Raw genomic sequence first — 21,459 nt, 5'->3', positions numbered from 1 at the left:
GCTCAGCCGGCCGGTGCGGTGAGGAAGTCGCCGAGACGGCGGGCCAGTCCGGGCGGCGCGGACTGCGGCAGCGCGTGGTGGGACACGTCCGGCAGGACGGCCGTCTCCACGTGCGGCAGCAGGGCCCGGGCCCGGTCCGCCACCTCCGCGGCGTCGTGCATCCTGCTGTTCTGGGCCAGGAGCAGCAGGACCGGTACGTCCAGTCCGCGCAGCGCCTCCGGGTCCGGGCCCGGTCCGGTGACCGGCCGGCGCTCCGGGAAACCGGCGGCGGCCTCCTGGAGGGCGAGCCAGTCGGCGTCGAGCGGGGTCGCGCCGGTCTCCCAGTCGAGGAAGGCGCGGACCCGGCGGGGCGTGGGCCGCAGCAGCATCGGCAGCGCGTGCAGCAGGTAGGCCGCCTTGAACCCGGCGAAGCACCGGGTCGGGTCGAGGAGGAACAGGCGGCGTACCCGGTGGGGCGCGTGCAGGGCGTAGTGCAGGGCGATCCAGGCACCGAAGGAGTGCCCGCCGAGGTCGGTCTCCGCGATGCCCAGGCCGTCCAGGAGCGCGTCCAGCCAGCCGGTGAGGCCGGCGACCGTATCGGGGTGGCGGTCGCCGGCCGGGGTGCTGCGGCCTGGGGCGCCGACCAGGTCGACGGCGTGGACACGGTGGGTGCGGGACAGCTCGGCGGCCTGGGCGTACCAGGACGCCGAGGTCGCCGCGCCGCCGCCCGGCAGCAGGACGAGGGGGCGGGCGCCGGCCGGGCCGGTCACGTTGACGTGTGTCTCGCCGAAGGGGGTGGGCACCTTCACCGCCTCGGTCCCCGCGGGCCACTTGGCCATGACCTTGTCGTAGGCGTCCTGGAAACGGCCGGCGTCGTACGGACCGCGAGCGCTCATGAGCGGTGCCCCCTGTTTCGCTTGCTCCTTGTTCCTGCCTCTCCGGTATTCTCTCGCCGAACGAGATACTTGTCGAGCGAGACGATGTCGGAGGGGCGGCCCACATGCCCGACCACATGCCCGACCGGGGACCGGAGACCGAGAGCGGGACGGACGGGGAGACCGGGCGGGAGATGGAGATCGTCCACCTGCTGCGCGCGGTCACCGTCGAACTGGGCGCGCACAGCACCCGGTTCGCGCAGCGCAACGGCATGCACCCCACCGACGTCCGCGCGCTCATCGCGCTCATGGACGCCGCACGCGCGGGCGAGGCGATGACCGCCGGACGCCTCGGCGCCGTGCTCGGGCTGAACTCCGCGGGCACGACGGCGCTGGTCGACCGGCTGGAGCGGGCCGGTCACGTGCGCCGGGTGCGTGACGAGCGGGACCGCCGCAGGGTCACCGTCGAGGTGGACGAGCGGGCCGTCGCCCTGGGCCGCGCCCACTTCGGACCGCTGATCGGGCGGGCGGTGGAGCTGCTGCGCGGGTACGACGAGCGGGAGCTGGCGGCGATCCGGGACTTCCTGACCGGCGTCCGGGAGGCGGCCGGGGACGACGGGCGTGGGCCTCACCACCGTGAGCCTCACCACAAGGGCTCCAGGTAACACGGGGTTCACCTACGGGCAACGGTCGGGAAATCGCCCGTTGGCACGCTGCACGGCAGTAGACGCGGCACCCCTGCCGCCCCAGCGCCGCGGCACCCGCGAGTGCGGCGAGACCCCCGAAGGATGTGGCCCCCGTGACCTTCAAGGCCGAGTACATCTGGATCGACGGCACCGAGCCGACGGCCAAGCTCCGTTCCAAGACGAAGATCATCACGGGCGCCCCGGCCGGTCTCGACGCCCTGCCGCTCTGGGGCTTCGACGGCTCCTCCACCAACCAGGCCGAGGGCAGCTCCTCGGACTGCGTGCTCAAGCCGGTCTTCTCCTGCCCCGACCCGATCCGCGGCGGCGACGACGTCCTGGTGCTGTGCGAGGTCCTGGACACGGACCTGACGCCGCACCCGAGCAACACCCGCGCCGAACTGGCCGAGGTGTCGGAGCGCTTCGCGGCGCAGGAGCCGGTCTTCGGCATCGAGCAGGAGTACACCTTCTTCAAGGGCGCCCGCCCGCTCGGCTTCCCCGAGGGCGGCTTCCCGGCCGCGCAGGGCGGCTACTACTGCGGCGTCGGCTCGGACGAGATCTTCGGCCGCGACGTCGTCGAGGCGCACCTGGAGAACTGCCTCAAGGCCGGTCTCGGCATCTCCGGCATCAACGCCGAGGTCATGCCCGGCCAGTGGGAGTTCCAGGTCGGCCCGCTGGCCCCGCTGGAGGTCTCCGACCAGCTGTGGGTGGCCCGCTGGCTGCTCTACCGCACCGCCGAGGACTTCGAGGTCTCCGCCACCCTGGACCCCAAGCCCGTCAAGGGCGACTGGAACGGCGCGGGCGCGCACACCAACTTCTCCACCAGGGCGATGCGCGAAGGACCCGAGGGTTACGCCGCGATCATCACCGCCGCCGAGTCGCTCGGTGAGGGCTCCAAGCCGATGGACCACGTCAAGAACTACGGCGCCGGCATCGACGACCGCCTCACCGGCCTGCACGAGACCGCCCCGTGGAACGAGTACTCCTACGGCGTCTCCGACCGAGGCGCCTCGGTGCGCATCCCGTGGCAGGTCGAGAAGGACGGCAAGGGCTACATCGAGGACCGCCGTCCCAACGCCAACGTCGACCCGTACGTCGTGACGCGTCTGCTCGTCGACACCTGCTGCACGGCGCTGGAGAAGGCCGGCCAGGTCTGACCCCGGCCACTCCGGCCCCCGGCCGCGTTGTCAGTGGCGCGTGCGACGGTGGGGGCATGGAGATCGACGGGGCCCTCGCCATCAGGGTCGAGACGGAGAACTGGCAGACGCACGCCCGGCTGCGGGCGGCGGAGCTGCGCGAGCTGGTGACGCGGATCGGCGGCACCGGCGACCGCTTCCTGGTGGTCCAGCGGATACCGGACATCCCCGACGTGTTCGCGCAGGTGTGGCACGAGGAGGGCGGGGAGTACCGGCTGGAGCACCGGGCCGCCGCGGACGCGTTCTTCGGCGCCGGCCTCGACGGCCCCCACCGGGTGGCGGACCTCCTGACCGGCTGGGCGCGCCGGGACCCCGGCTGGGACGCGGGCGTCGCCTGGGAACCGATCGACCTCGGGCCCGAGAAGGACGTCCCGGAGCTGCCGGCCGAGGTCCGGCGGGAGGTCGAACGGCTTGTCCGTGAGCGGCTGCGCTGCGGGTACGACGGCCGCAAGGCGCTGGTCGAGACGGCGGAGGACCACCGGGACCCGGACGCCGGGGACGAACGGCCGGTGTCCCGGGCCCAGGCCTGGCGGCTGGTGGACCGGCTGTGGCTGGAGCGGCTCGCCGAACAGGAGACCTGGGGCGTGGAGACCACCGACCCGGAGCGGCTCACCCGGGTCTTCGAAGCCCTGGACGCGGCCGGTGTCACCGCCCGGGAGAACTTCACCTGCTGCCGGGGCTGCGGCACGGCGGAGATCGGCGCGGAGCGCGAGGGGGCCCGGGGCTTCGTCTTCTTCCACCGGCAGAGCACCGAGGCCGCCGCCGAGGGGCACGGGCTCATGCTGCACTACGGCGGTTTCGACGGCTCCCAGGAGACGACCACGGCCGTCGGGCACGAGGTCGTGGCGGCGTTCGCCGGGTCCGGCCTGTCCACGCAGTGGGACGGCGATCCGGGCAGAGCCATCGCCGTCACCCCGCTGAACTGGCGCAAACGGCTGGAGGGGTGACCGGCCCGGCGACGGGTTCCGGCCAGTCGGCGTCCACGCACTGAGAGGACTCTCCTCTCCTGTGCCGACGTCTGCTTCAATGAGCCCATGGCCAGCTTCCGGAAGTACGCAGCGACGGGTCGCCATGACCTCGAGCCCTTCTGGCCTTCCCGTCAGCACGACGACTTCGACCGGGTGTGTTGCCGCGCGAGGATCGCGCCGGCCCGCTAGAAGCCGTATCCACAGGCCTTCCGCGCCTGCCGCCGGTGCGCACGACGTACGTCCCGCGACGCGCCCGACCACGAACTCGCGCCCGTCGCCCCTCCCGACGAACCTCTCGCGCGAAAGAGCTGACGTCTCATGGCGACCACCCGTTCCCTGTCCACCGTCACCCTCGACTCCCCCGCCGCCCTTCCCGACTCCCCCGGCCCCCGGCACCGGCTGCGCGCCGTGGCCCCGGACGAGGTGGCGGACGTCGTGGACCTGCTGCCACCGGGCGCCACCTGGCTGCCCGCGCCCCCGCACACCCTGCCGGCGCTGCCGGGGCACCCGCCGATGGTCGGCTACCTCGTCCTCGTCCCGGCCGACCAGCAGCCGCCGTTCCGGGCCCCGGAACCCGGCCGGGACCTCGGCCGCGGCCGGGACCAGGCGGAGAACCCGCTCGTCCGGATCGACCCCGCACGCCGCACCGCCGCCGTGGACGGACGCGAACTGGACCTGACCTACCTGGAGTTCGAACTGCTCGCCCACCTGGTCACGCATCCGCACCGGGTGCACACCCGGGATCAGCTGGTCACCACGGTGTGGGGCTACGGACACGTGGGTGACGGCCGCACCGTCGACGTGCACGTGGCGCGGCTGCGCCGCAAGCTCGGCGCGGAGCACCGGCGGACGATCCAGACCGTGCGGCGCGTCGGCTACAAGTACACGCCGCCCACCGGCCGCTGAGCCGTCTGTCCGTCGAGCGGCTGAGCCGTCGGGCCACTGCGTCCGTCTGCTGACGGCAGAGCCCGGTTCCCTCCGGCCGCCGCACCCGGCACAGTGACCTGCATGAGGCTACTGGTGCTGGGCGGTACGGAGTTCGTGGGGCGGGCCGTGGTCGAGGCGGCCCTCGGCCGGGACTGGGAGGTGACCGTCCTGCACCGCGGACGGCACGCCCCGCCGCCCGGAGTGCGGGCGCTGCACGGCGACCGCACCGCACCCGACGGGCTCGCCGCCCTGGCCGGCGGCACCTGGGACGCCGTCGTCGACACCTGGTCGGCGGCGCCCCGCGCGGTACGGGACGCGGCGCGGCTGCTGCGGGAGGGCGCCGGACGGTACGTGTACGTGTCCAGCCGCTCGGTGTACGCCTGGCCCCCGCCCGCCGGGTGCGCCGAGGACGCCCCGCTCGTCGAGGGCGCCTCGGCGGACGCCGGGCAGAGCGACTACGCCCGGGACAAGCGCGGCGGCGAGCTGGCCGTCTCGGACGCCTTCGGCGCGGACCGCTCGGTGCTCGTACGGGCCGGGCTGATCCTCGGCCCGTACGAGAACGTCGGCCGGCTGCCGTGGTGGCTGAACCGCGTCGCCCGCGGCGGGCCCGTCCTCGCACCGGGCCCGCACGGCCTGCCCCTGCAGTACATCGACGTCCGCGACCTCGCCGACTGGCTGCTCGGCGCGGTGGAGCGGGAGCTCGGCGGACCGTACAACCTGGTCTCCCCGCCGGGGCACACCACCATGGGCCGCCTGCTCGACGCCTGCGCGGCGGTCACGGGCGGCGCGGCGCGGCTGCGCTGGACCGACCCCGGGACCGTTCTCGCCGCCGGCATCGAGCCATGGGTGCAGCTGCCGGTGTGGACGCCCCCGGGCAGCGACCTGTACGACGCCCTGCACACGGCGGACGTCACGCGGGCCCTGGCGACGGGCCTCGCCTGCCGGCCCGTCGAGGACACCGTGGCCGACACCTGGACCTGGCTGCGGGACATCGGCGGCACCGCGCCCCGGCGCCCGGACCGGCCACCGGTCGGCCTGGACCCGGAGACGGAGGCGAAGGTCCTCGCTGCCGCCGACGCGCCCCGGCCGGAGGGTGTACCTGGCACCACCCCCTGACCGGGGTGCCCGGCCCAGTGCCCCGAGCCGGTCGCCTCGGAGAGACTGCTGTCATGAGCATCGACACGAAGAGCGGCACACGGCAGACACTGATCCCGGAACGGACGCGGACGCGGACACGGGGTGTGGCGCTGTCGGCGTTGCGGGGACTGGCACTGGCGTTCGTCTCCCTGCCCGGCGCGGTGCTCTGCTTCTGCCTGACCCTGGTGTCCGTCGCCCTCGTCCCGATCGGGATCGGCATCGTCACCACCCCGTGGGTGCTGACCGGCGTGCGGATGTTCGCCGACTGGCGGCGGGTGCTCGCCGCCGAGTGGGGCGGGGTGCGGATCCAGCGGGCCTACCGGCCGCTGCCCGCGGACGCCAACCCGTGGACGCGCACCTTCGGGATGCTCCGTGACCCGGCGACCTGGCGGGACTTCGTCTGGCTCCCGGTCGACATGACGGCGGGCTTCGTCACCGCGCTGCTGGCCTTCGTGCTGCCGCTCTACCCGCTGGAGGGCTTCGCGATCGGGGCCGGTCTGTGGCGGGCCTGGGACGACACCTACTGGTACGGCTTCGTGCCCGTGACCGGCCAGCTCACCGCGCTGTACGCCGCCGCCCTGGGCGCCGTCCTCCTCGTCGCCGCCGTCCGGCTCGGCCCGCTCGTGCTGGCGGCCCACTTCCGGCTCACCGGCGCCGTCCTCGGCTCGGGCCAGACCGAACTCGCCGAGCGGGTGAGGGTACTGACCGAGACCCGGCGCGACGCCGTCGACACCTCCGCCGCCGAACTGCGCCGCATCGAGCGGGACCTGCACGACGGGGCGCAGGCCCGGCTGGTCGCCATGGGCATGGACCTGGGCACCATCGAGGCGCTGCTGGAGAAGGACCCGGCGAAGGCCAGGGAGCTGCTCGCGCAGGCCCGCCGCTCCTCCGCCGACGCCCTCACCGAGCTGCGCGAGCTCGTACGCGGCATCCACCCGCCGGTGCTCGCCGAACGCGGCCTGGGCGACGCGGTGCGCGCCCTGTCGCTGCGCCTGCCCCTCACCGTGGAGGTCGACGTGGACCTGTCCGGCCGGGCCGACGCCCCCGTGGAGGCGGCCGCGTACTTCGCGGTCAGCGAGATCCTCACCAACGCCGTGAAGCACTCCGGCGCCGACCGGATCTGGATCGACATGCACCACGATGAGGGCCGGCTGCGCGTCTCCGTCACCGACAACGGCAAGGGCGGCGCCTCGGTCGGAGCGGGTTCGGGCCTGGCCGGGGTGGAACGGCGACTCGGTACATTCGACGGTGTCCTGGCCGTCAGCTCGCCCGCGAGCGGCCCCACCATGGTCACCATGGAGATCCCTTGCGCGTTGTCCTAGCCGAAGACCTGTTCCTGCTGCGCGACGGGCTGGTCCGGCTCCTGGAGGCCCACGACTTCGAGATCGCCGCGGCCGTCGAGACCGGCCCCGAGCTGACCCGGGCCCTGGCCGAACTGAAGCCGGACGTCGCCGTCGTCGACGTCCGGCTGCCGCCCACGCTCACCGACGAGGGCCTGCAGTGCGCGCTCCAGGCCCGGCGCGACCGGCCCGGGCTGCCGGTGCTCGTCCTCTCCCAGCACGTGGAACAGCTGTACGCGCGCGAGCTGCTCGCCGACGGGAGCGGCGGGGTGGGGTACCTGCTCAAGGACCGGGTCTTCGACGCGGAGCAGTTCGTGGACGCCGTACGGCGGGTGGCGGCGGGCGGTACGGCGATGGACCCGCAGGTCATCCAGCAGCTGCTCAGCCGGCGGGCGGCGGAGGACCAGCCGCTGGAACGGCTCACCCCGCGCGAGCTGGAGGTGCTGGAGCTGATGGCGCAGGGCCGGACCAACGCGGCGATCGCCGGCAAGCTCGTCGTCACGGAGCGGGCGATCGCGAAACACACGGCGAACATCTTCGCGAAGCTGAGCCTGGAGGTCTCGGACGACGACAACCGCCGTGTACTGGCCGTTCTGGCGTATCTGGACCGCGGCCGCTGACCCTCCGGCACGTCCCGTGCGTCCCACGGGTCCCAGCAATTCCAGAGACGGGTGAACACCTCTGAAGCGGCTTCCGTATGGGAGGGAGCCGCTTCACTCCTGTCGGGCGCCCTCGATGCCCCGCAAGCGATGCCCCGCAAGGAAGTCAGAGGAGTTCCATGGGACGCAACACAAGAAAACGCCGTACGCCGCTGGCCACCAAGATCGTTGCCGGGGCGGCGGCCCTGGCGGTCGGCGGGGGCGGGCTGGTCTGGGCCAACTTCTACGCTTCGGCGCACGAGGAGCATTCGGGCCACAACCGGACCAGGTCGGCCGCCGCGCAGGTGGCGACGATCGACTGCCCTGACATCGGTCAGAAAATCCGTGACGTGCCGGACCGGGCACGCGGGGAGGTGGACGGCGAACTGGCCACGATGGACAGCCAGATCACCGACGCCTACCAGCGCCTGGCCACCACACGGCGGGCACAGGCGGGCGACCCGCAGTTCGTCGGCAACAGCATTCTCGGCCCGCTCAAGGACCGGCGGAAGGCGATCATCGACCGGATCCAGCTGGAGATCAACCGGGCCGGCGGCAGGGCCGACGACAACCTGGACGAGCTGGCCGAGTGCCGGGGCCGCCCCGCGGACCAGCAGAACGGCGGCGGCCAGAACGGTGGCGGCCAGAACGACGGCCAGAACGGCGACGGCCAGGACCAGGGCGGCGACGAGGGCAACGACGACAACGGCAACGGTGTCGCGGGCCCGGTCGCCGACGACTTCATCGACATCAACGACGTCCAGCCGAACTCCCGCAACAGCCGCAACGGCCTGGCCGCCAACGGCGACGGCGGCTCCGCCGGCACCTTCACCACCGACTGCGGCGTCAACGAGAACAACCTGTTCAACAGCGACAACCTGATCGCCGCGCCCGGCGTCGACAACGGCGCGCACCACACGCACGACTACGTCGGCAACCAGGACAACGACGCCTTCTCCAGCGACGAGGACCTGGCGAACGCGGACACCTCCTGCCAGAACCAGGGCGACAAGTCCACGTACTACTGGCCGGTGCTGCGCCTTCAGGACGGCACGCAGGAGTTCGACGCGAACGACCAGGGCGGTGGCGCCGAGGGCAACATCGGCAAGATCCTCAAGCCCGCCCAGGCGCAGATCAAGTTCGTCGGCAGCCGCCAGGGCGACGTGGTCGCGATGCCGAAGTTCCTGCGTGTCATCACCGGTGACGCCAAGTCCTTCACCAACGGCGACGCGAACGCCAACACCTCCTGGAGCTGCTCCGGCTTCGAGGACCGGCAGGTGACGGACAAGTACCCGCTGTGCCCCGAGGGCAGCCAGGTGCTGCGCACGGTCAACTTCCAGAGCTGCTGGGACGGCCAGAACATCGACAGCGCCAACCACCGGGACCACATGGCGTTCGTCCAGGAGGACGGCAGCTGCGCGAACGGCTTCCAGGCCGTGCCCCAGCTGCAGATCCGCCTCGCGTACGACATCCCCGCCCCGACCGTCGAGAACGGCCAGGTGCAGAACCCGTACGCCGTGGACAGCTTCCCCGAGCAGCTGCACAAGCCGATCACCGATCACAACGACTTCATCAACGTCATGGACGAGGACCTGATGAACGAGGTGGTCGACTGCATCAACCGCGGCGAGGACTGCCAGTAGCACCACTGGGCCGGTGACCGGGAGAGGGCCGGTGGCGGAGATCCGCCACCGGCCCTCTTCGTGTTCCCGCGCCCGGTCAGCCCTCGTGCCCGGCATGCTCGCCGTGCCCGGCCGAGTGCCCGCCGCCACCGTGCTGGACGCCCTGCTCCAGGGTCCCGCCGAGCCGGCCGCGCAGGTCCGCCACCACGTCCTCGTGGCCCACGGCGACCCATTTGCGGCCGACGAGGTAGTAACCGCCGTAGTCCTTGGCGGTGTTGATCCACTCGCGCTGGCCGCGGTCGGTGGCGAAGGTGGCGAGGACGTACTTCCCGTCGCCCTTCCCGCACAGGGCCTGGCGGATGGTGTCGGCGTCGGTCTGCATGTCCGGGGCGCACTTCGCCTCGGCCGCCAGGTGTTCCAGGCTGCCGGTCGCCGTCTCGGGCACGGCGGCCTCGCCGTCTCCGCCGGCGCCGCAGCCCGTCAGTGCCAGGACCGCCGCGAGAGCGGCCGGTGCGAGCAGTGGTCGGGTCAGCCTCATGAGTTCCTCCGGTCCGCCGGTGCGACATGCCGCACGGAGCCCCCGCGAGGGGCTCTCGTCATCGGTACGGCTGCCGGGCGCGAAGTACTCAGGAACCCGGGTGCCCTTGTGCCGGGACCGTGCGAGAGTGGCGTGGTGGACCAGGACTGGGAAGAGCGCGTGACGGCCGCTTGGGCGGCGTTCGACGACTACGCCGAGGAGGACGCCGCCGGCTTCCGGGCGGTCGTCGACGCCCTCGCCGACGAGTTGCCCCCGGACAGTCCCCTCGGCCTGTTCGAGCGGGCCTGCGCCTGGGACTCCACGGGCCACTCCGACCGGGCCGTGCCGCTGTACCGCGAGGCGCTGGAGCGCGGGCTCGGCGAGGTCAGCCCCTACAAGGGGCGCCGGGCGAAGATCCAGCTCTCCAGCTCCCTGCGCAACACCGGGCACCCGGAGGAGGGCGTGAAGCTGCTCTCGCCCGAACTGCTGGCGCCGTCGGACGAGTTGGACGACGCGGTGCGCGCGTGCCTGGCCCTGTGCCTGTCGAGCATGGGCCGCGACCGCGAGGGCCTGTCCCTGGCGCTCGGCGCGCTGGCGCCCCATCTCCCCCGGTACCAGCGGTCGATGGCCAACTACGCGCGGCTCCTGGTGGAACCGGAAGAGGAGTAGCGCGCCCTGCCCGGGGCGGCCGGACGGTGACCATCGCCCCGTTCGCTCGTTCTGCTGAACGTGCAGCCACAGGATGTCGCCCCGCGCCCCGCACCGTCCTCCGCCTCCTCGGCCGACCCGGTCGTCGACGTCGAGCAGGCCGAGGCCGCGCTCGTCGAGCACTACCCGCGCCTGGCCCGGCTGGCCTATCTGGTGCTGCCGCCGGGCCTCGGCCGGAGCCGCCGGGTCCTGACCGCGCACGCCCTCACCCAGCGTGCCCTGCCCCGGAGCCGGACGACGACCCCGGTGATCCCGGCCCAGTCCACCGGCCGCGCGGTCGACCCCGGGTACGCGCTGGTCCGGCTGCGGGTGGTGCGTACGGCGATGGAGGCGGGGCTCCCGCTGCGGCGGCGGGCGTGGCCCCGGCGGTCCCAGCTGCCGCCGCTGCTGCCGCAGGTGCGGGGCCTCAAGCTCTTCCCGCGCTCGGGAGGTGCCGACGAACTCGCCCTGGACCAGCGGTTGTCCGCGCTGAGCGGGCCGGGCCGGGCGGCGTACGTGCTGCGCGGTCTGGAGCGGCTGCCCGACGACGGGGTGCGGCAGGTGCTCCGTGCCGCGGGCGTCGGCGACACGGACGCCGCACTGCGGGAGGCCGACGGGGTGCCGGGGCAGTACGGGCTGCTCGACTCCCCCGAGTTCGACCCCTGTTCGTTGCAGGCCAGGCCGACCGATCTGCTGCGCCGACGGCAGCACACGAGGGCCGCGCTGGTCGCCGGGGCGGCGCTGGTGGTGTGCGCGGCACTGCTCGGTCTGCCCGGGGACGGCTGGGGGCCGGACGGTGCCGCGGCCCCGTCCTACGCGCGCAACCCGGCGGCCGAGGCCGCCCTCGACCCCGGCCGGCTCACCGAGGTGGCGCCCGCCGCGTGGGAGACGTCCGCGCGCACGGACTTCTCGGTGTGGCCGGCCCGCGGTGACCTCGTCAAGGACGAGGAGCTGCTGCGCCGCGCCCTGGCCGTCTGGGCCCGGCCCGGCGAGAGCGTGGGGGTGTCCGCGACGCCGGGCACCCCGACCGGTCCTCCGGCCGGTCCGCCTCAGCTGCTGTACGCCGGGAACGTGGACGGCGCGCGGGTGGTGATCCTGCACGACGGTCTGCGGCTCGTCCGGTACGCCGAGCCGAAGGACGGTTCCGCCGGTGCCGCCCTGGACTTCGCGCGCACCGACGGGGCCGGCCGGGCCACGGCGACGGCGGTGGTCCTGGGCCGGGCCGACGGCAACGTCCGCTATCTGACGGCCCCGTGGGTGACCGGGGCGGCCGGGCGCGATCTCGTCGAGCCGGACTCGGGCGCCAGGGAGCTGACGCTCACCGACGGCGTGACGTCCCCGCTGGCCAGCCCCGTGCAGCAGCAGTCCGGCGGGTGCACGTCGTGGAACGTGCTGGAGCTGACCGACGGTTCGGACACCCGGCTGGTGACCGACCTGGGCGAGCTGGTGCCGGCCCGTCTCACCAGCGGGCGGCCCGGTTCCGCGAAGGACGCCGCGGGCTCGAAGGCACTGGGGTCCTGGGCGCCGTACGCCTGCTCGCTGGGCGCGGTGCGCGGGCAGGGGGTCCGGTCGGTGAACGCCTGGGAGTTCGCGGCGCAGCCGCTGCCCGACGGTACGGGGTCGGGTGCGTGGGTGTGCACCCGCGCCGAGACCTGGCGCGGCGAGGGAGCCCGGGTGCTGGCGCAGTTCCGGACGCCGGGCGGGGCGCAGGGCGCGGTGGCGGCGAAGGCGCAGGACGTGCCGGCCTGCGGCGAGCGCGACCCGCACGTGCTGGCCGGGGTGCTGTGGAAGTCGGAGGGCGGGCACTGGTACCTGCTCGCCGCGGGCAGTCGCGGCACCGAGTCGATCGAGGCGACGGGCGGCATCACCGGTGCCGCCGACGGCAACCTCCTGACGGCAAAGGCCGAGCAGGGCGCGCGGGCGGAGCTGAAGGGGACGCTGGACAACGGGCGGACGATCGGCGGGCTGCGCTAGGACCCGCTCACCCTGCCTGCTCCCACCGCTAGCTGACACTGGCGTCAACAAGTCTCACCGGAAGGCTTCCTCACGGAGCTACCGGTCAGTACATTGACGTCATGTCCAACAAGCCTGTCTCGCTCCTGGCAGGGCTGCCGAGGCCGACGGTCCTGCTCCTGGCGGCCGGTGCCGCGCTCGTCGTCGGCCGGGCGGTGCGGCGCCGGACGGGATCCGCCTCGCGCCCACCGGCCTCCGAGCCGTCCCGCTCGCCCGCTTTGACGCTGCTGGTGACCGCGCACGAGCGGCTGGCCGACGGGGTGGTGCGGCTGCGTCTGGAGGGGACCGGTCTGCCGCCCTGGGAGCCGGGCGCCCACCTGGACCTGGTGCTGCCGTCGGGCCTGGTGCGGCAGTACTCGCTGTGCGGCGACCCGGAGGACACCTCGTCGTACACGGTGGCCGCGCGGCTGGTCACCGACGGGCGGGGCGGCTCGCGCGAGCTGCACGAGCAGGTGCAGGAGGGCACGGAGCTGGAGGTGCGCGGCCCGCGCAACCGCTTCCCGCTGGTCGACGCCCCGGCCTACGCGTTCGTCGCCGGGGGCATCGGCATCACGCCCGTGCTGCCGATGCTGCGGGCGCTGCCGGAGGGCACCGAGTGGCGGCTGCTGTACGGCGGGCGGACCCGGGCCTCGATGCCGTTCCTGGAGGAGGTCGAGAAGCTGGACGCGGGCAACGAGCGAAGCGAGACGGGGGCACCCCCGGCCGGAGGCCGGGGGAGGGTGACCGTCGCCGCCGAGGACGAGGAGGGGCGGCCCAACCTCGACGCCTTCCTGGCGGACCTCCCCGAGGGCACCGCCGTGTACTGCTGCGGCCCGGAGGGTCTGATGGCGGCCGTGGCGGAACGCCTTCCCGAGGGTGCCGCACTGCACCTGGAACGGTTCGCGCCGCGCACGACGGCCGACGGCGAAGGGGAGTTCGAGGTGGAGCTGCACCGCAGCGGGCGCACGCTGACCGTGCCCGCCGACTCCTCGGTGCTGGCCGCCGTGCGCGCCGAGCTGCCGAACACGCCGTACTCGTGCGAGCAGGGCTGGTGCGGGACCTGCCAGCAGAAGGTGCTGGAGGGCGAGATAGACCACCGGGACGAGCTGCTCACGGACTCGGAACGGGGCGACTCGATGCTCATCTGCGTCTCCCGGTGCCGCGGTACGCGGCTCGTGCTCGACCTGTGAACACCGATGCCCGGTCCGGCCCGTTCGGGGGCTGGATTCGATCGGTAAGGTGTTCGTATGACTACCGGGGTACGCCGCAGAATGGGCGTCGAGGAGCGGCGGCAGCAGTTGATCGGCGTCGCGCTCGATCTGTTCAGCCGCCACTCGCCCGACGAGGTCTCCATCGACGAGATAGCGTCGGCCGCGGGCATCTCGCGCCCGCTGGTCTACCACTACTTCCCCGGTAAACTCAGCCTGTACGAGGCCGCGTTGAAGCGCGCCTCGGACGACCTGGCGGGCCGGTTCGCGGAGCCGCGCCAGGGTCCGCTGGGCGCGCGGCTGCTGCGCGTGATGGGCCGCTACTTCGATTTTGTCGACGAGCACGGCCCGGGTTTCTCGGCCCTGATGCGCGGCGGTCCGGCGGTCGGCTCGTCGACGACCAACGCGCTCGTGGATTCCGTACGGCAGGCCGCGTATGTCCAGATCCTTGCGCACCTGGACGTCACCGAACCGCCCGCGCGCCTGGAACTGGTCGTCCGCTCCTGGATCTCGCTCGCCGAGTCGACGGCGCTGCTCTGGCTGGACGGCCGCCGCATCCCGCGCGCCGAGCTGGAAAAGCAGCTCGTGCACGACTTCGCCGCGCTGCTGGCCGTAAGCGCCGCCCACGACGAGGAGATGGGCGCCCTCCTGCGCCGTGTCGTCGCGGACGAGCCCGCCGACGGCCCCTTCGCGGATCTGGTGGGCCGGCTCGTCGCCCTGACGGCCCGGTGAGCGACGCGCCGGCGTGGGGCCTGGTCGTGGAGACGACCGTGGGCACCGGGGAGCGCAAGCACACGGAGGCCCAGGTGGTGGCGCACGTCACCGGGTCCCGCGAGGAGGCGCTCGCGGAGCTGGAACGGCGGGCGCGGAGTTACTCCCCCACCCATCCCCTCAGCCCCCGGCGCCGTCGCCTGCTGCGGGTCGGCGACGGGTTCCTGCTCGTGGTGGACGGGGCCTGGCAGTCCTTCGTCACCCGGTTCACGGTGGCGGAACTGCTGGAAGACTCGGCCGCGCCGAAGGCCCCCGAACCCGAGGTGGCGGCGGCCCCGGAGCCGGTCGCCGACGCGGCCCCGCCCGCCCCCGCTCCCCCGCCGGCCCGGCGGGAACCCGAGCTGGACGCGGACGGCGTGCCGGTGCGGCCCGCCTGGCTGGGCCGCCGCGACCTGCCGTGAGGCCCGGGGCCCGGCCGGCTACTCGGTCTCGAACTTCCGGTACGACGGGTCCAGGTCGCGGACCTCGGCGGAGGCGTGCAGGGCCAGGCCGTCGTCCGGCTTCGCGTACTGCCGCAACAGTTCCAGGACGGCCTCGGTCAGCCGCACCTTGGTCTCGTCCGTGCGGCCGGCGAGCAGCCCGAGCGTGACGTGCACGACGGCGTGGCCCTCGGTGTCGGGGCCGACGACGGTGTCCTCGGCGCGGCGGAACTGCGTCTTGCACGCCGGCGGCCGGGCGGCCGCGATCTCGACGACGGCCTCGTGCAGGGCCCGCGCGAAGGCGGGCCGGTCGAAGCCGCCGGCGAGCCGGCCGGAGTAGTCGACGGTGATCTGCGGCATGAGCCCTCCCGTTGCGTGAACAGCAGGGCTCACCCTAGCCGCAGACCTCCGGCCGTCAGCCGGCCCGCTGGAACACGGCGACCGTACGGGCCGGCACGGTGAACGTGCCGGTCTTCGCCGCGTACGACGACTGCTTCACCACCGCGTCCGCGCCCGCCGCCTGCACCGGGTGCAGCCGGTAGCCGGTTCCGGCCGCGGTGCCGAGGTGCTGCTCCTGCCGCTCGGGCGTGGCGTTGAAGACGACCACGAGGTCACCGAGGCGCATGGTGATCACGCCGGGTGTCTCGTCCTCGCCGGAGAGCGGGAAGGAGAGCCGGGACTGCACCTGCCCGGCGGTGGCGAGGGAGAAGTCCCGCTCGCCACCGCGGATCCTCAGCAGGTCCCGGTACGCCGCCGACGCCCCGGTGATCTGCGGGCAGCCGACCCGCACCGCGCCCAGCAGGGGCTTGGCGTAGGGCCACTTGTCCTGGTTGTCGGCGGCCGGTGGCAGTCCCCGGCCGAAGCCGTTGCCGTCGGCGCAGTCCCAGTGGATGGCGTTGAACCAGTCGCCGCTGTCGTAGGAGTTGCGGTCCAGCGACTTGGAGCGCAGCAGGTCGGTGCCCGCCTGGGAGAGCGCGGGGCCCTGCGAGAGGGTGGCGGTGGCCAGGGCGAGGACCTGCATGCGGGCCCGGTCGTCGGCGGACGTGTCCTTCGGCAGCTTGAAGGCGAGCGCGTCGAACAGGGACTCGTTGTCGTGTGCGTCGGCGTAGGCGAGGGCGTCGCCCGGTGCCGCCGCGTATCCGGCGGGGGCGCCGTTGTAGTCGACTTCGGAGCCCTTGACCTCCTTGCCGTCGGTGTCGGTGAAGGCGTAGTCGGCGAGGTTGCCGGTCAGCCCGACCTTGATCAGGTCCTGGTAGTGCAGCAGGCGGGCTTTCTGCTCGGCCTCGGTGCCGTTGGCCTTCGAGGAGTTGGGGTCGGTGTAGAGGCCGGAGGCGAAGCCCTGCACGCCGGGGTCCTCGTCGAAGGGGCCGCCACCGCGCACGGCGTCGCGGGCCCGGTCGGAGAAGGTGGCGATGCCGGTGCCGGCCATGTTCTTCTGGGTGGCCTGGACGAAGCGGGCGTCGTCGGCGACCTCGCCGAAGTTCCAGCCCTCGCCGTACAGGATGATCTTCTTGCCGTCGACGCCGTCCTTCTTGAGGGTCAGCTCGTCCAGCGCCTTCCTGACCGCGAGGATGTTGGCCTTCGGGTGGTGGCCCATGAGGTCGAAGCGGAAGCCGTCGACCTTGTACTCCTTGGCCCAGGTGACGATCGAGTCGACGACGAGCCTGCCCATCATGGCGTTCTCGGTGGCGGTGTTCGAGCAGCAGGTGCTGTCGGCCACCGAGCCGTCGGCGAGCAGCCGCTGGTAGTAGCCGGGCACGATCCGGTCCAGGACGCTGGTCTCGGCCTGTCCGCTCGCGGCCGTGTGGTTGTAGACGACGTCCATGACGACGCGCAGGCCGTCGTCGTTGAGGGCCTTGACCATCTTCCGGAACTCGACGGTGCGCCCGGTGCCGTCCGGGTCGGTGGCGTAGGAGCCCTCGGGGACCGTGTAGTGGTACGGGTCGTAGCCCCAGTTGAAGGCGTCCTCGGCGGCGGCCTTCGTCACGCACTCCTGCTGCTTCTCGGAGTCGGCCGGGTAGGAGGCGAGGTCGCAGTCGGGCGTCGTCTGCCCGGACTTCCTCTCGGGGACGGTGGCGATGTCGAAGGCGGGCAGCAGGTGCACGTAGGAGGTACCGGCCTCGGCCAGCTCGCGCAGGTGCTTGGAGCCGTCGCTCTTCTTGTCGGTGAAGGCGAGGTAGGTGCCCCGGTGGTCCGCGTCGGCGGTCGCATCGGCGACGGAGAAGTCGCGGACGTGCAGCTCCTGGATCTGGGCGTCCCTGAGCGGCACCGCCTTCGGCTTGTCGTAGTCGTCCCAGCCGCGCGGGGCGAGGGAACGGTCGTCCAGGTCGACGACGAGGCTGCGCTCGGAGTCGGTGGTCAGGGCGAGCGAGTAGGGGTCGGTGACCTTGTTGGTGACGACCTGGCCCGCGGCGGGCGCCCAGACCTTGACGGCGTACCGGTAGGCCTTGCCCTTCCAGGACTTCGGGCCGGTGACGGACCAGACGCCGGTGGCATCGTCGCGGCGCATCCGCACGGTGCGGCCGTCGATCTCCAGGGCGACGTCCTGGGCGGTCGGCGCCCACACGGAGAGGGTGGGCCGGCCGTGGCGGAAGACCGGGCCGAGGCCGGCCTTGGTGGCCCGGTCCGCGTACAGGTCGTCCAGGACGCCGGCGGTCTGCACGCCCGTCGCCGCGAGCAGGGCACCGGTGGCGGTGCGCTGGGAGGCGACGACCTGGCCGCGCAGGGCCTCGCGGACCCGAGCTCGGTCGCGCGGGTCCACCGACCAGGCGGTGTACTCCATCAGGTGCGGGAACTTCGCCTTCTGGGCGTCGGTGAGGGCGCTCTTCGCGAGGCGGATCCACTGCTGGTCGTCGCCGGTGAGCCTGCCGCCCCCGGCGGTGATCGAGCCGGTGCGGGAGGCGAGCAGCTGGGTGGAGGCGGCGCCCTCGGAGCCGTTCCAGGCGACGGTGTTCCGGTCGATCCAGACGGCCTTGGAGGTGGTGAGGTCGACGGCCGCCGCCGAGCCCGCGGGCTGCGGCAGCAGGTACTCCTCCTGGCCGCTCAGCAGCCACACCTCGTGGCCGTCGGCCTTGAGGTCGAGGGCCTGGTCGGTGGGCAGGTCCTTCTCGTCGCCCTTGTGGACGATGTAGCTGAGGCTGCTCGCGCCCTCGGTGAGGGGCACCTCGAAGACCGCGCCGTAGGGGTCGGTCCCGACCGGCTGGAGGGGCTTGGCCCAGTCGGTGGGGTTCGCGGCGTCGCCCCAGACGTGCAGGCCCCAGCCGTCGTAGTCGCCGTCGGCGCGCTTGTAGTGCAGTACGGCCTTGCCGGTGTCCTGGGCCGGGTACTCGGGCCGCTCCGTGGCGACCTGCTCCTTGCCCTGCTCGATCCACACCTCGCCGGTCTCGGTGACGTCGATGGTGCGGTCGGCGGCGACGTCCTTGTCGCCGTCCTTGTCGACGACGAGGAAGCCCACGTCGGAGGCGCCGGGCTCGAGCTTGACGTAGGCGAAGGCGCCGTAGGCGTCCCGGCCGGTGAAGGGGTGGGCCTCGGGCCAGGTGGTCGCCTCGCCGTCGGCGAGGCCGCCCCAGGCGTACAGGCCCCAGTCGTCGTAGTCGCCGTCCGCGCGCTTGTAGTGGACGACCGCGTAGTCGCGGGAGGCGGCGGTGGGCACCTCCTCGGCGGGCGGGGTGCCGGTGCTGGACGCCGCCGTGGCGCTCGCGGTGCGGCCCGCCGAGTCCACGACGACCGCCTTGTAGCGCAGGGCGGTACCGGCGGGGGTGTCGGTGCCGACGGTGTGGGTGACCTTGTAGGGGGCGTGGTCGGCGGTGCCGAGGGTGCGCCACTTGCCGTTTCCGGTCTGGGCGGCGAAGACCACGCGGTTGAGCTGTCCGCCCGCGACGTCGGCGGTCAGCTCGACGGTGCCGGTGGCGCCGTCGTCCGGAGCGCGGAGGGTGACCGTCGGCTTGGCGGCGGGTGCCGCAAGCCTGCCCGCGGCCTTGAGGACGACGGCCGACCGGGCCGGGACGGTGACGGTGACCTTCTTGTCGGCGGCCGACTTCAGGGTGGCGTCGGTGCCGTAGAGGCCGCGGAAGGTCATGTTCGCCGACCCGGTGGCGAAGGTGGCGTTCCGCGCGGCGTCGGCGTTGTTGAAGGCGACGACGTACTCGGTGCCGCTCTTCGCGTCGGTGCGGGAGAAGGCGTAGACGCCGGCGCCGTCGGCCGCGTAGCGCTCGGTCTGGACGCCGTCGGCGAGGGCCGGGTTGGCCTTGCGCAGCTTGGCGAGGGCGCTGATCTGCCGGTAGAGCGGCGCGTTCGTGTCGTAGGCCGCCGCGGCGTGGGTGCGGTCGGTGCCGAGCTGGTCGTCGTCGAGGTAGTCGGCGGTGCGGGAGGCGAACATCGGCTGACGGGCGTCCTTGTCGCCGCCGGCGCCGGTGAAGCCCTGCTCGTCGCCGTAGTAGATCACCGGGTTGCCCCGGCTGAGGAACATCAGCTCGTTGGCGAGCCGGTCCTTCTTCAGCAGCTCCGCGTCGGTGGCCTCCGGGTCGTCCTGCTTGAGGAAGGTGCCGATGCGGCCCATGTCGTGGTTGCCGAGGAAGGTGACCTGCTCGTACGCGTTGGCCTTGTCGGTCGTGTACTTGTAGTCGTCGCCGAAGACCGAGGCGAGCTTGTGGGCGCTGCCGCCCTGGGAGGCGTACGCGCGGGCCGCGTCCTGGAAGGGGAAGTCCAGGGTGGAGTCCAGGCGGCCCTCGGTGACGTAGGGCGCGGTGACGGAGGTGTCGGCGGAGTAGACCTCGCCGAACATGAAGAAGTCGTCGCGGCCCTTCTTGGCGGCGTAGGCGTCCAGCGCGGTCGCCCACTGGGTCCAGAACTCCATGTCGACGTGCTTCACGGTGTCGATCCGGAAGCCGTCGATGGCGAAGTCCTCGACCCACCGCTGGTAGATCTTCTCCATGCCGTCGACGACCTCGGGCCGTTCGGTCCACAGGTCGTCGAGGCCGTTGAAGTCGCCGTAGGTGGCCGACTCGCCGGCCCAGGTGGAGTCGCCCCGGTTGTGGTACATCGCCGGGTCGTTGAGCCAGGACGGCACCTTGAGGTTCTTCTTGGCGGCCGGGACCGTCGGCGTGCGCGGGAAGGAACCGGCGTCCACGCGGGGGAAGCGGCGGGAGCCGTCGGCGTACTCGGCGTCGTCGAAAGGCTGCCCGTCCTTGGTCAGGTACGGGAAGGCGCCCTTGGAGAGGTAGTCGTAGGACTTCTCCTCGTAGTCGACGACGTCGGCGGTGTGGTTGGTGATGACGTCGAAGAAGACCTTCATGCCCTTTGCGTGGGCCTTGGAGATGAGGTTCTTCAGGTCCTTGTTGGTGCCGAAGTGCGGGTCGACCCGCGTGAAGTCGGTGATCCAGTAGCCGTGGTAGCCGGCCGAGGCGTCCTCGCCGGTGCCCTGCACGGGCTGGTTCTCGAAGATGGGCGCCATCCAGATGGAGGTGGTGCCCAGGCCCTTGATGTAGTCGAGCTTCTCGGTGAGGCCCTTGAGGTCGCCGCCCTGGTAGAAGCCCTTGTCGGTGGGGTCGTAGCCGGTGGCGAGCCGGGTGCCGGTCAGGCCGCCGCGGTCGTTCTCGGCGTCCCCGTTGGCGAAACGGTCCGGCAGGACGAAGTAGAACTGCTCACGGGTCAGGTCGTGGCGTGCGGCGGTCTTCGCCAGTTGCGCGTCGGACGGGGGCGCGGGCGGGGCGTCGGCCCGCGCGGCGAGCGGGGGAAGCAGGGCTGCGGCGAGCGCGGTCACGGTGACGGCCGCGACCCGTCTCACTCGTGCGGTACGGCGCGCGACAGGCACCGGCCATCTCGGTATCACAGGCGTGAGCTCCTTGCGAGTACGGCTCGTTCGGGTCCGACCCCGGCGAGACCGTAGCGCTGTCGCAAGTCTTGCGGCAAGAGCCTTGAAAGTACCGGAAAGAACTTTCACAGCCGTCGGCCGTGCCGCGGCCCGGTGTCCGGAGCCGTGGTCCACAACTCCTCGAAGTCGTGCACCTCACCGCTCGGTCGCATGCCCAGCGACCGGGCGATCCCGGCCGACGCCCGGTGCTCCGGGTGCACATGGGCCACGAGGCGCGCCACTCCCCGCTCGCGCAGCCGGCACGCCATGGTGGCGGCGCCCTCCTTGCCGTAGCCCGCACCCTGGAAGTCGTGGCCCACGACCCAGGCCAGCTCGGCCTCGGCCAGGCCGGGGCGGGGCCGGTGGAGCGTTGCCTGCACGGTGCCGACCAGCCGGCCGTCGGTGTGCCGGCGCAGCATCCGGTTCAGCCGGCCCTGCCGGCCGTCGGGCGAGTGCCCGACGGTCTGCCGCCGGCAGCGCCGCTCCAGCTCCTCCTCGGTGGGCGGAGCACCGCCCGTCCACCGGTGCAGGCGCACGTCGCCGAGGAAGGCCACCGCCTCCCGGGCGTGTGCGACCGTCAGGGGTTCCAACTGCGTGCGGGCTCCCCGCAGTAGGGCGGCGGCCGGCCAGGAGTTCGTCTCGGACATGG

At 73.0% G+C, this 21,459-nt stretch carries 18 protein-coding genes; 13 read left to right on the top strand and 5 right to left on the bottom strand.

Translation table 11 applies throughout. From position 1 onward, the window contains the following. Nucleotides 1-2: 2 nt before the first annotated feature. The gene (locus ACIQFU_RS18630) at nt 3-875 is read right to left on the bottom strand and encodes an alpha/beta fold hydrolase (RefSeq protein WP_402552749.1); all 873 of its coding nucleotides are present in this window, start codon (nt 873-875) and stop codon (nt 3-5) included. Between the two features lie 104 nt (nt 876-979). Between ACIQFU_RS18630 and ACIQFU_RS18625 the strand changes: the two genes are divergently transcribed. The 8 genes from ACIQFU_RS18625 (at nt 980) to ACIQFU_RS18590 (ending at nt 9,386) form a co-directional block, all read left to right on the top strand. Beyond that, entirely contained in the window at nt 980-1,519 is a 540-nt protein-coding gene (locus ACIQFU_RS18625; protein WP_402552747.1) for a MarR family winged helix-turn-helix transcriptional regulator, read from the top strand. A gap of 134 nt (nt 1,520-1,653) precedes the next feature. Beyond that, complete coding sequence (gene glnII, locus ACIQFU_RS18620) at nt 1,654-2,694, top strand: glutamine synthetase (RefSeq protein WP_402552745.1); 1,041 nt, start codon at nt 1,654-1,656, stop codon at nt 2,692-2,694. Nucleotides 2,695-2,750: 56 nt separating this feature from the next. Further along, the gene (locus tag ACIQFU_RS18615) at nt 2,751-3,680 is read left to right on the top strand and encodes a DUF6891 domain-containing protein (protein ID WP_402552743.1); all 930 of its coding nucleotides are present in this window, start codon (nt 2,751-2,753) and stop codon (nt 3,678-3,680) included. A 339-nt stretch (nt 3,681-4,019) separates the two neighbouring features. Continuing rightward, the gene (locus ACIQFU_RS18610) at nt 4,020-4,607 is read left to right on the top strand and encodes a winged helix-turn-helix domain-containing protein (RefSeq protein ID WP_402552741.1); all 588 of its coding nucleotides are present in this window, start codon (nt 4,020-4,022) and stop codon (nt 4,605-4,607) included. A 102-nt stretch (nt 4,608-4,709) separates the two neighbouring features. Continuing rightward, nucleotides 4,710-5,744, top strand: coding sequence for an SDR family oxidoreductase (locus tag ACIQFU_RS18605; RefSeq protein WP_402552739.1), 1,035 nt, complete (start codon nt 4,710-4,712; stop codon nt 5,742-5,744). A gap of 53 nt (nt 5,745-5,797) precedes the next feature. Beyond that, a complete protein-coding gene (locus ACIQFU_RS18600; protein WP_402552737.1) occupies nt 5,798-7,087 on the top strand; it encodes a sensor histidine kinase in 1,290 nt (429 codons plus the stop codon). Continuing rightward, the gene (locus ACIQFU_RS18595) at nt 7,072-7,725 is read left to right on the top strand and encodes a response regulator (protein ID WP_402552736.1); all 654 of its coding nucleotides are present in this window, start codon (nt 7,072-7,074) and stop codon (nt 7,723-7,725) included. The genes ACIQFU_RS18600 and ACIQFU_RS18595 overlap by 16 nt, the downstream gene beginning before the upstream one ends. A 158-nt stretch (nt 7,726-7,883) precedes the next feature. After that, nucleotides 7,884-9,386, top strand: coding sequence for a DUF1996 domain-containing protein (locus ACIQFU_RS18590; protein ID WP_402552735.1), 1,503 nt, complete (start codon nt 7,884-7,886; stop codon nt 9,384-9,386). Nucleotides 9,387-9,462: 76 nt separating this feature from the next. Here the strand turns inward: ACIQFU_RS18590 and ACIQFU_RS18585 are convergent, their stop codons facing one another. After that, a complete protein-coding gene (locus ACIQFU_RS18585; RefSeq protein ID WP_402552734.1) occupies nt 9,463-9,903 on the bottom strand; it encodes a hypothetical protein in 441 nt (146 codons plus the stop codon). Nucleotides 9,904-10,038: 135 nt separating this feature from the next. Between ACIQFU_RS18585 and ACIQFU_RS18580 the strand changes: the two genes are divergently transcribed. From ACIQFU_RS18580 to ACIQFU_RS18560, 5 genes are all read left to right on the top strand, one after another. After that, the gene (locus ACIQFU_RS18580; protein ID WP_402552733.1) at nt 10,039-10,551 is read left to right on the top strand and encodes a tetratricopeptide repeat protein; all 513 of its coding nucleotides are present in this window, start codon (nt 10,039-10,041) and stop codon (nt 10,549-10,551) included. A 60-nt stretch (nt 10,552-10,611) separates the two neighbouring features. Continuing rightward, the gene (locus tag ACIQFU_RS18575) at nt 10,612-12,543 is read left to right on the top strand and encodes a hypothetical protein (RefSeq protein WP_402552732.1); all 1,932 of its coding nucleotides are present in this window, start codon (nt 10,612-10,614) and stop codon (nt 12,541-12,543) included. A gap of 101 nt (nt 12,544-12,644) precedes the next feature. Continuing rightward, on the top strand, nt 12,645-13,751 hold the full coding sequence (locus tag ACIQFU_RS18570) for a PDR/VanB family oxidoreductase (RefSeq protein WP_402552730.1): 1,107 nt from the start codon (nt 12,645-12,647) through the stop codon (nt 13,749-13,751). A gap of 57 nt (nt 13,752-13,808) precedes the next feature. Continuing rightward, nucleotides 13,809-14,501 (top strand): TetR/AcrR family transcriptional regulator, encoded by a 693-nt coding sequence (locus ACIQFU_RS18565; protein ID WP_402552728.1) that lies wholly within the window; start codon nt 13,809-13,811, stop codon nt 14,499-14,501. Next, nucleotides 14,498-14,941 (top strand): hypothetical protein, encoded by a 444-nt coding sequence (locus tag ACIQFU_RS18560; RefSeq protein ID WP_402552726.1) that lies wholly within the window; start codon nt 14,498-14,500, stop codon nt 14,939-14,941. The genes ACIQFU_RS18565 and ACIQFU_RS18560 overlap by 4 nt, the downstream gene beginning before the upstream one ends. 18 nt (nt 14,942-14,959) lie before the next feature. On the opposite strand, the gene ACIQFU_RS18555 is transcribed toward ACIQFU_RS18560, so the two are convergent. The 3 genes from ACIQFU_RS18555 to ACIQFU_RS18545 form a co-directional block, all read right to left on the bottom strand. Further along, a complete protein-coding gene (locus ACIQFU_RS18555; protein ID WP_402552724.1) occupies nt 14,960-15,319 on the bottom strand; it encodes a 5-carboxymethyl-2-hydroxymuconate Delta-isomerase in 360 nt (119 codons plus the stop codon). 55 nt (nt 15,320-15,374) lie between these two features. Continuing rightward, a complete protein-coding gene (gene pulA, locus ACIQFU_RS18550; protein WP_402552722.1) occupies nt 15,375-20,789 on the bottom strand; it encodes a pullulanase-type alpha-1,6-glucosidase in 5,415 nt (1,804 codons plus the stop codon). A 107-nt stretch (nt 20,790-20,896) separates the two neighbouring features. Further along, nucleotides 20,897-21,457 carry a GNAT family N-acetyltransferase gene (locus tag ACIQFU_RS18545; RefSeq protein ID WP_402552720.1) on the bottom strand — a complete coding sequence of 187 codons (561 nt, stop codon included), beginning with the start codon at nt 21,455-21,457 and terminating at the stop codon, nt 20,897-20,899. Nucleotides 21,458-21,459: the final 2 nt, after the last annotated feature.

Source organism: Streptomyces sp. NPDC093065 (genome assembly GCF_044754585.1).
Classification (GTDB): Bacteria; Actinomycetota; Actinomycetes; order Streptomycetales; family Streptomycetaceae; genus Streptomyces.
This window is presented reverse-complemented; position numbering and strand designations above follow the sequence as displayed.

Coding starts and splice junctions, on each gene's coding strand:
- ACIQFU_RS18630 (WP_402552749.1), bottom strand. CDS start 875: ATGAGCGCTCGCGGTCCGTACGACGCCGGCCGTTTCCAGGACGCCTAC.
- ACIQFU_RS18625 (WP_402552747.1), top strand. CDS start 980: ATGCCCGACCACATGCCCGACCGGGGACCGGAGACCGAGAGCGGGACG.
- ACIQFU_RS18615 (WP_402552743.1), top strand. CDS start 2,751: ATGGAGATCGACGGGGCCCTCGCCATCAGGGTCGAGACGGAGAACTGG.
- ACIQFU_RS18610 (WP_402552741.1), top strand. CDS start 4,020: ATGGCGACCACCCGTTCCCTGTCCACCGTCACCCTCGACTCCCCCGCC.
- ACIQFU_RS18605 (WP_402552739.1), top strand. CDS start 4,710: ATGAGGCTACTGGTGCTGGGCGGTACGGAGTTCGTGGGGCGGGCCGTG.
- ACIQFU_RS18600 (WP_402552737.1), top strand. CDS start 5,798: ATGAGCATCGACACGAAGAGCGGCACACGGCAGACACTGATCCCGGAA.
- ACIQFU_RS18590 (WP_402552735.1), top strand. CDS start 7,884: ATGGGACGCAACACAAGAAAACGCCGTACGCCGCTGGCCACCAAGATC.
- ACIQFU_RS18585 (WP_402552734.1), bottom strand. CDS start 9,903: ATGAGGCTGACCCGACCACTGCTCGCACCGGCCGCTCTCGCGGCGGTC.
- ACIQFU_RS18570 (WP_402552730.1), top strand. CDS start 12,645: ATGTCCAACAAGCCTGTCTCGCTCCTGGCAGGGCTGCCGAGGCCGACG.
- ACIQFU_RS18565 (WP_402552728.1), top strand. CDS start 13,809: ATGACTACCGGGGTACGCCGCAGAATGGGCGTCGAGGAGCGGCGGCAG.
- ACIQFU_RS18555 (WP_402552724.1), bottom strand. CDS start 15,319: ATGCCGCAGATCACCGTCGACTACTCCGGCCGGCTCGCCGGCGGCTTC.
- ACIQFU_RS18545 (WP_402552720.1), bottom strand. CDS start 21,457: ATGTCCGAGACGAACTCCTGGCCGGCCGCCGCCCTACTGCGGGGAGCC.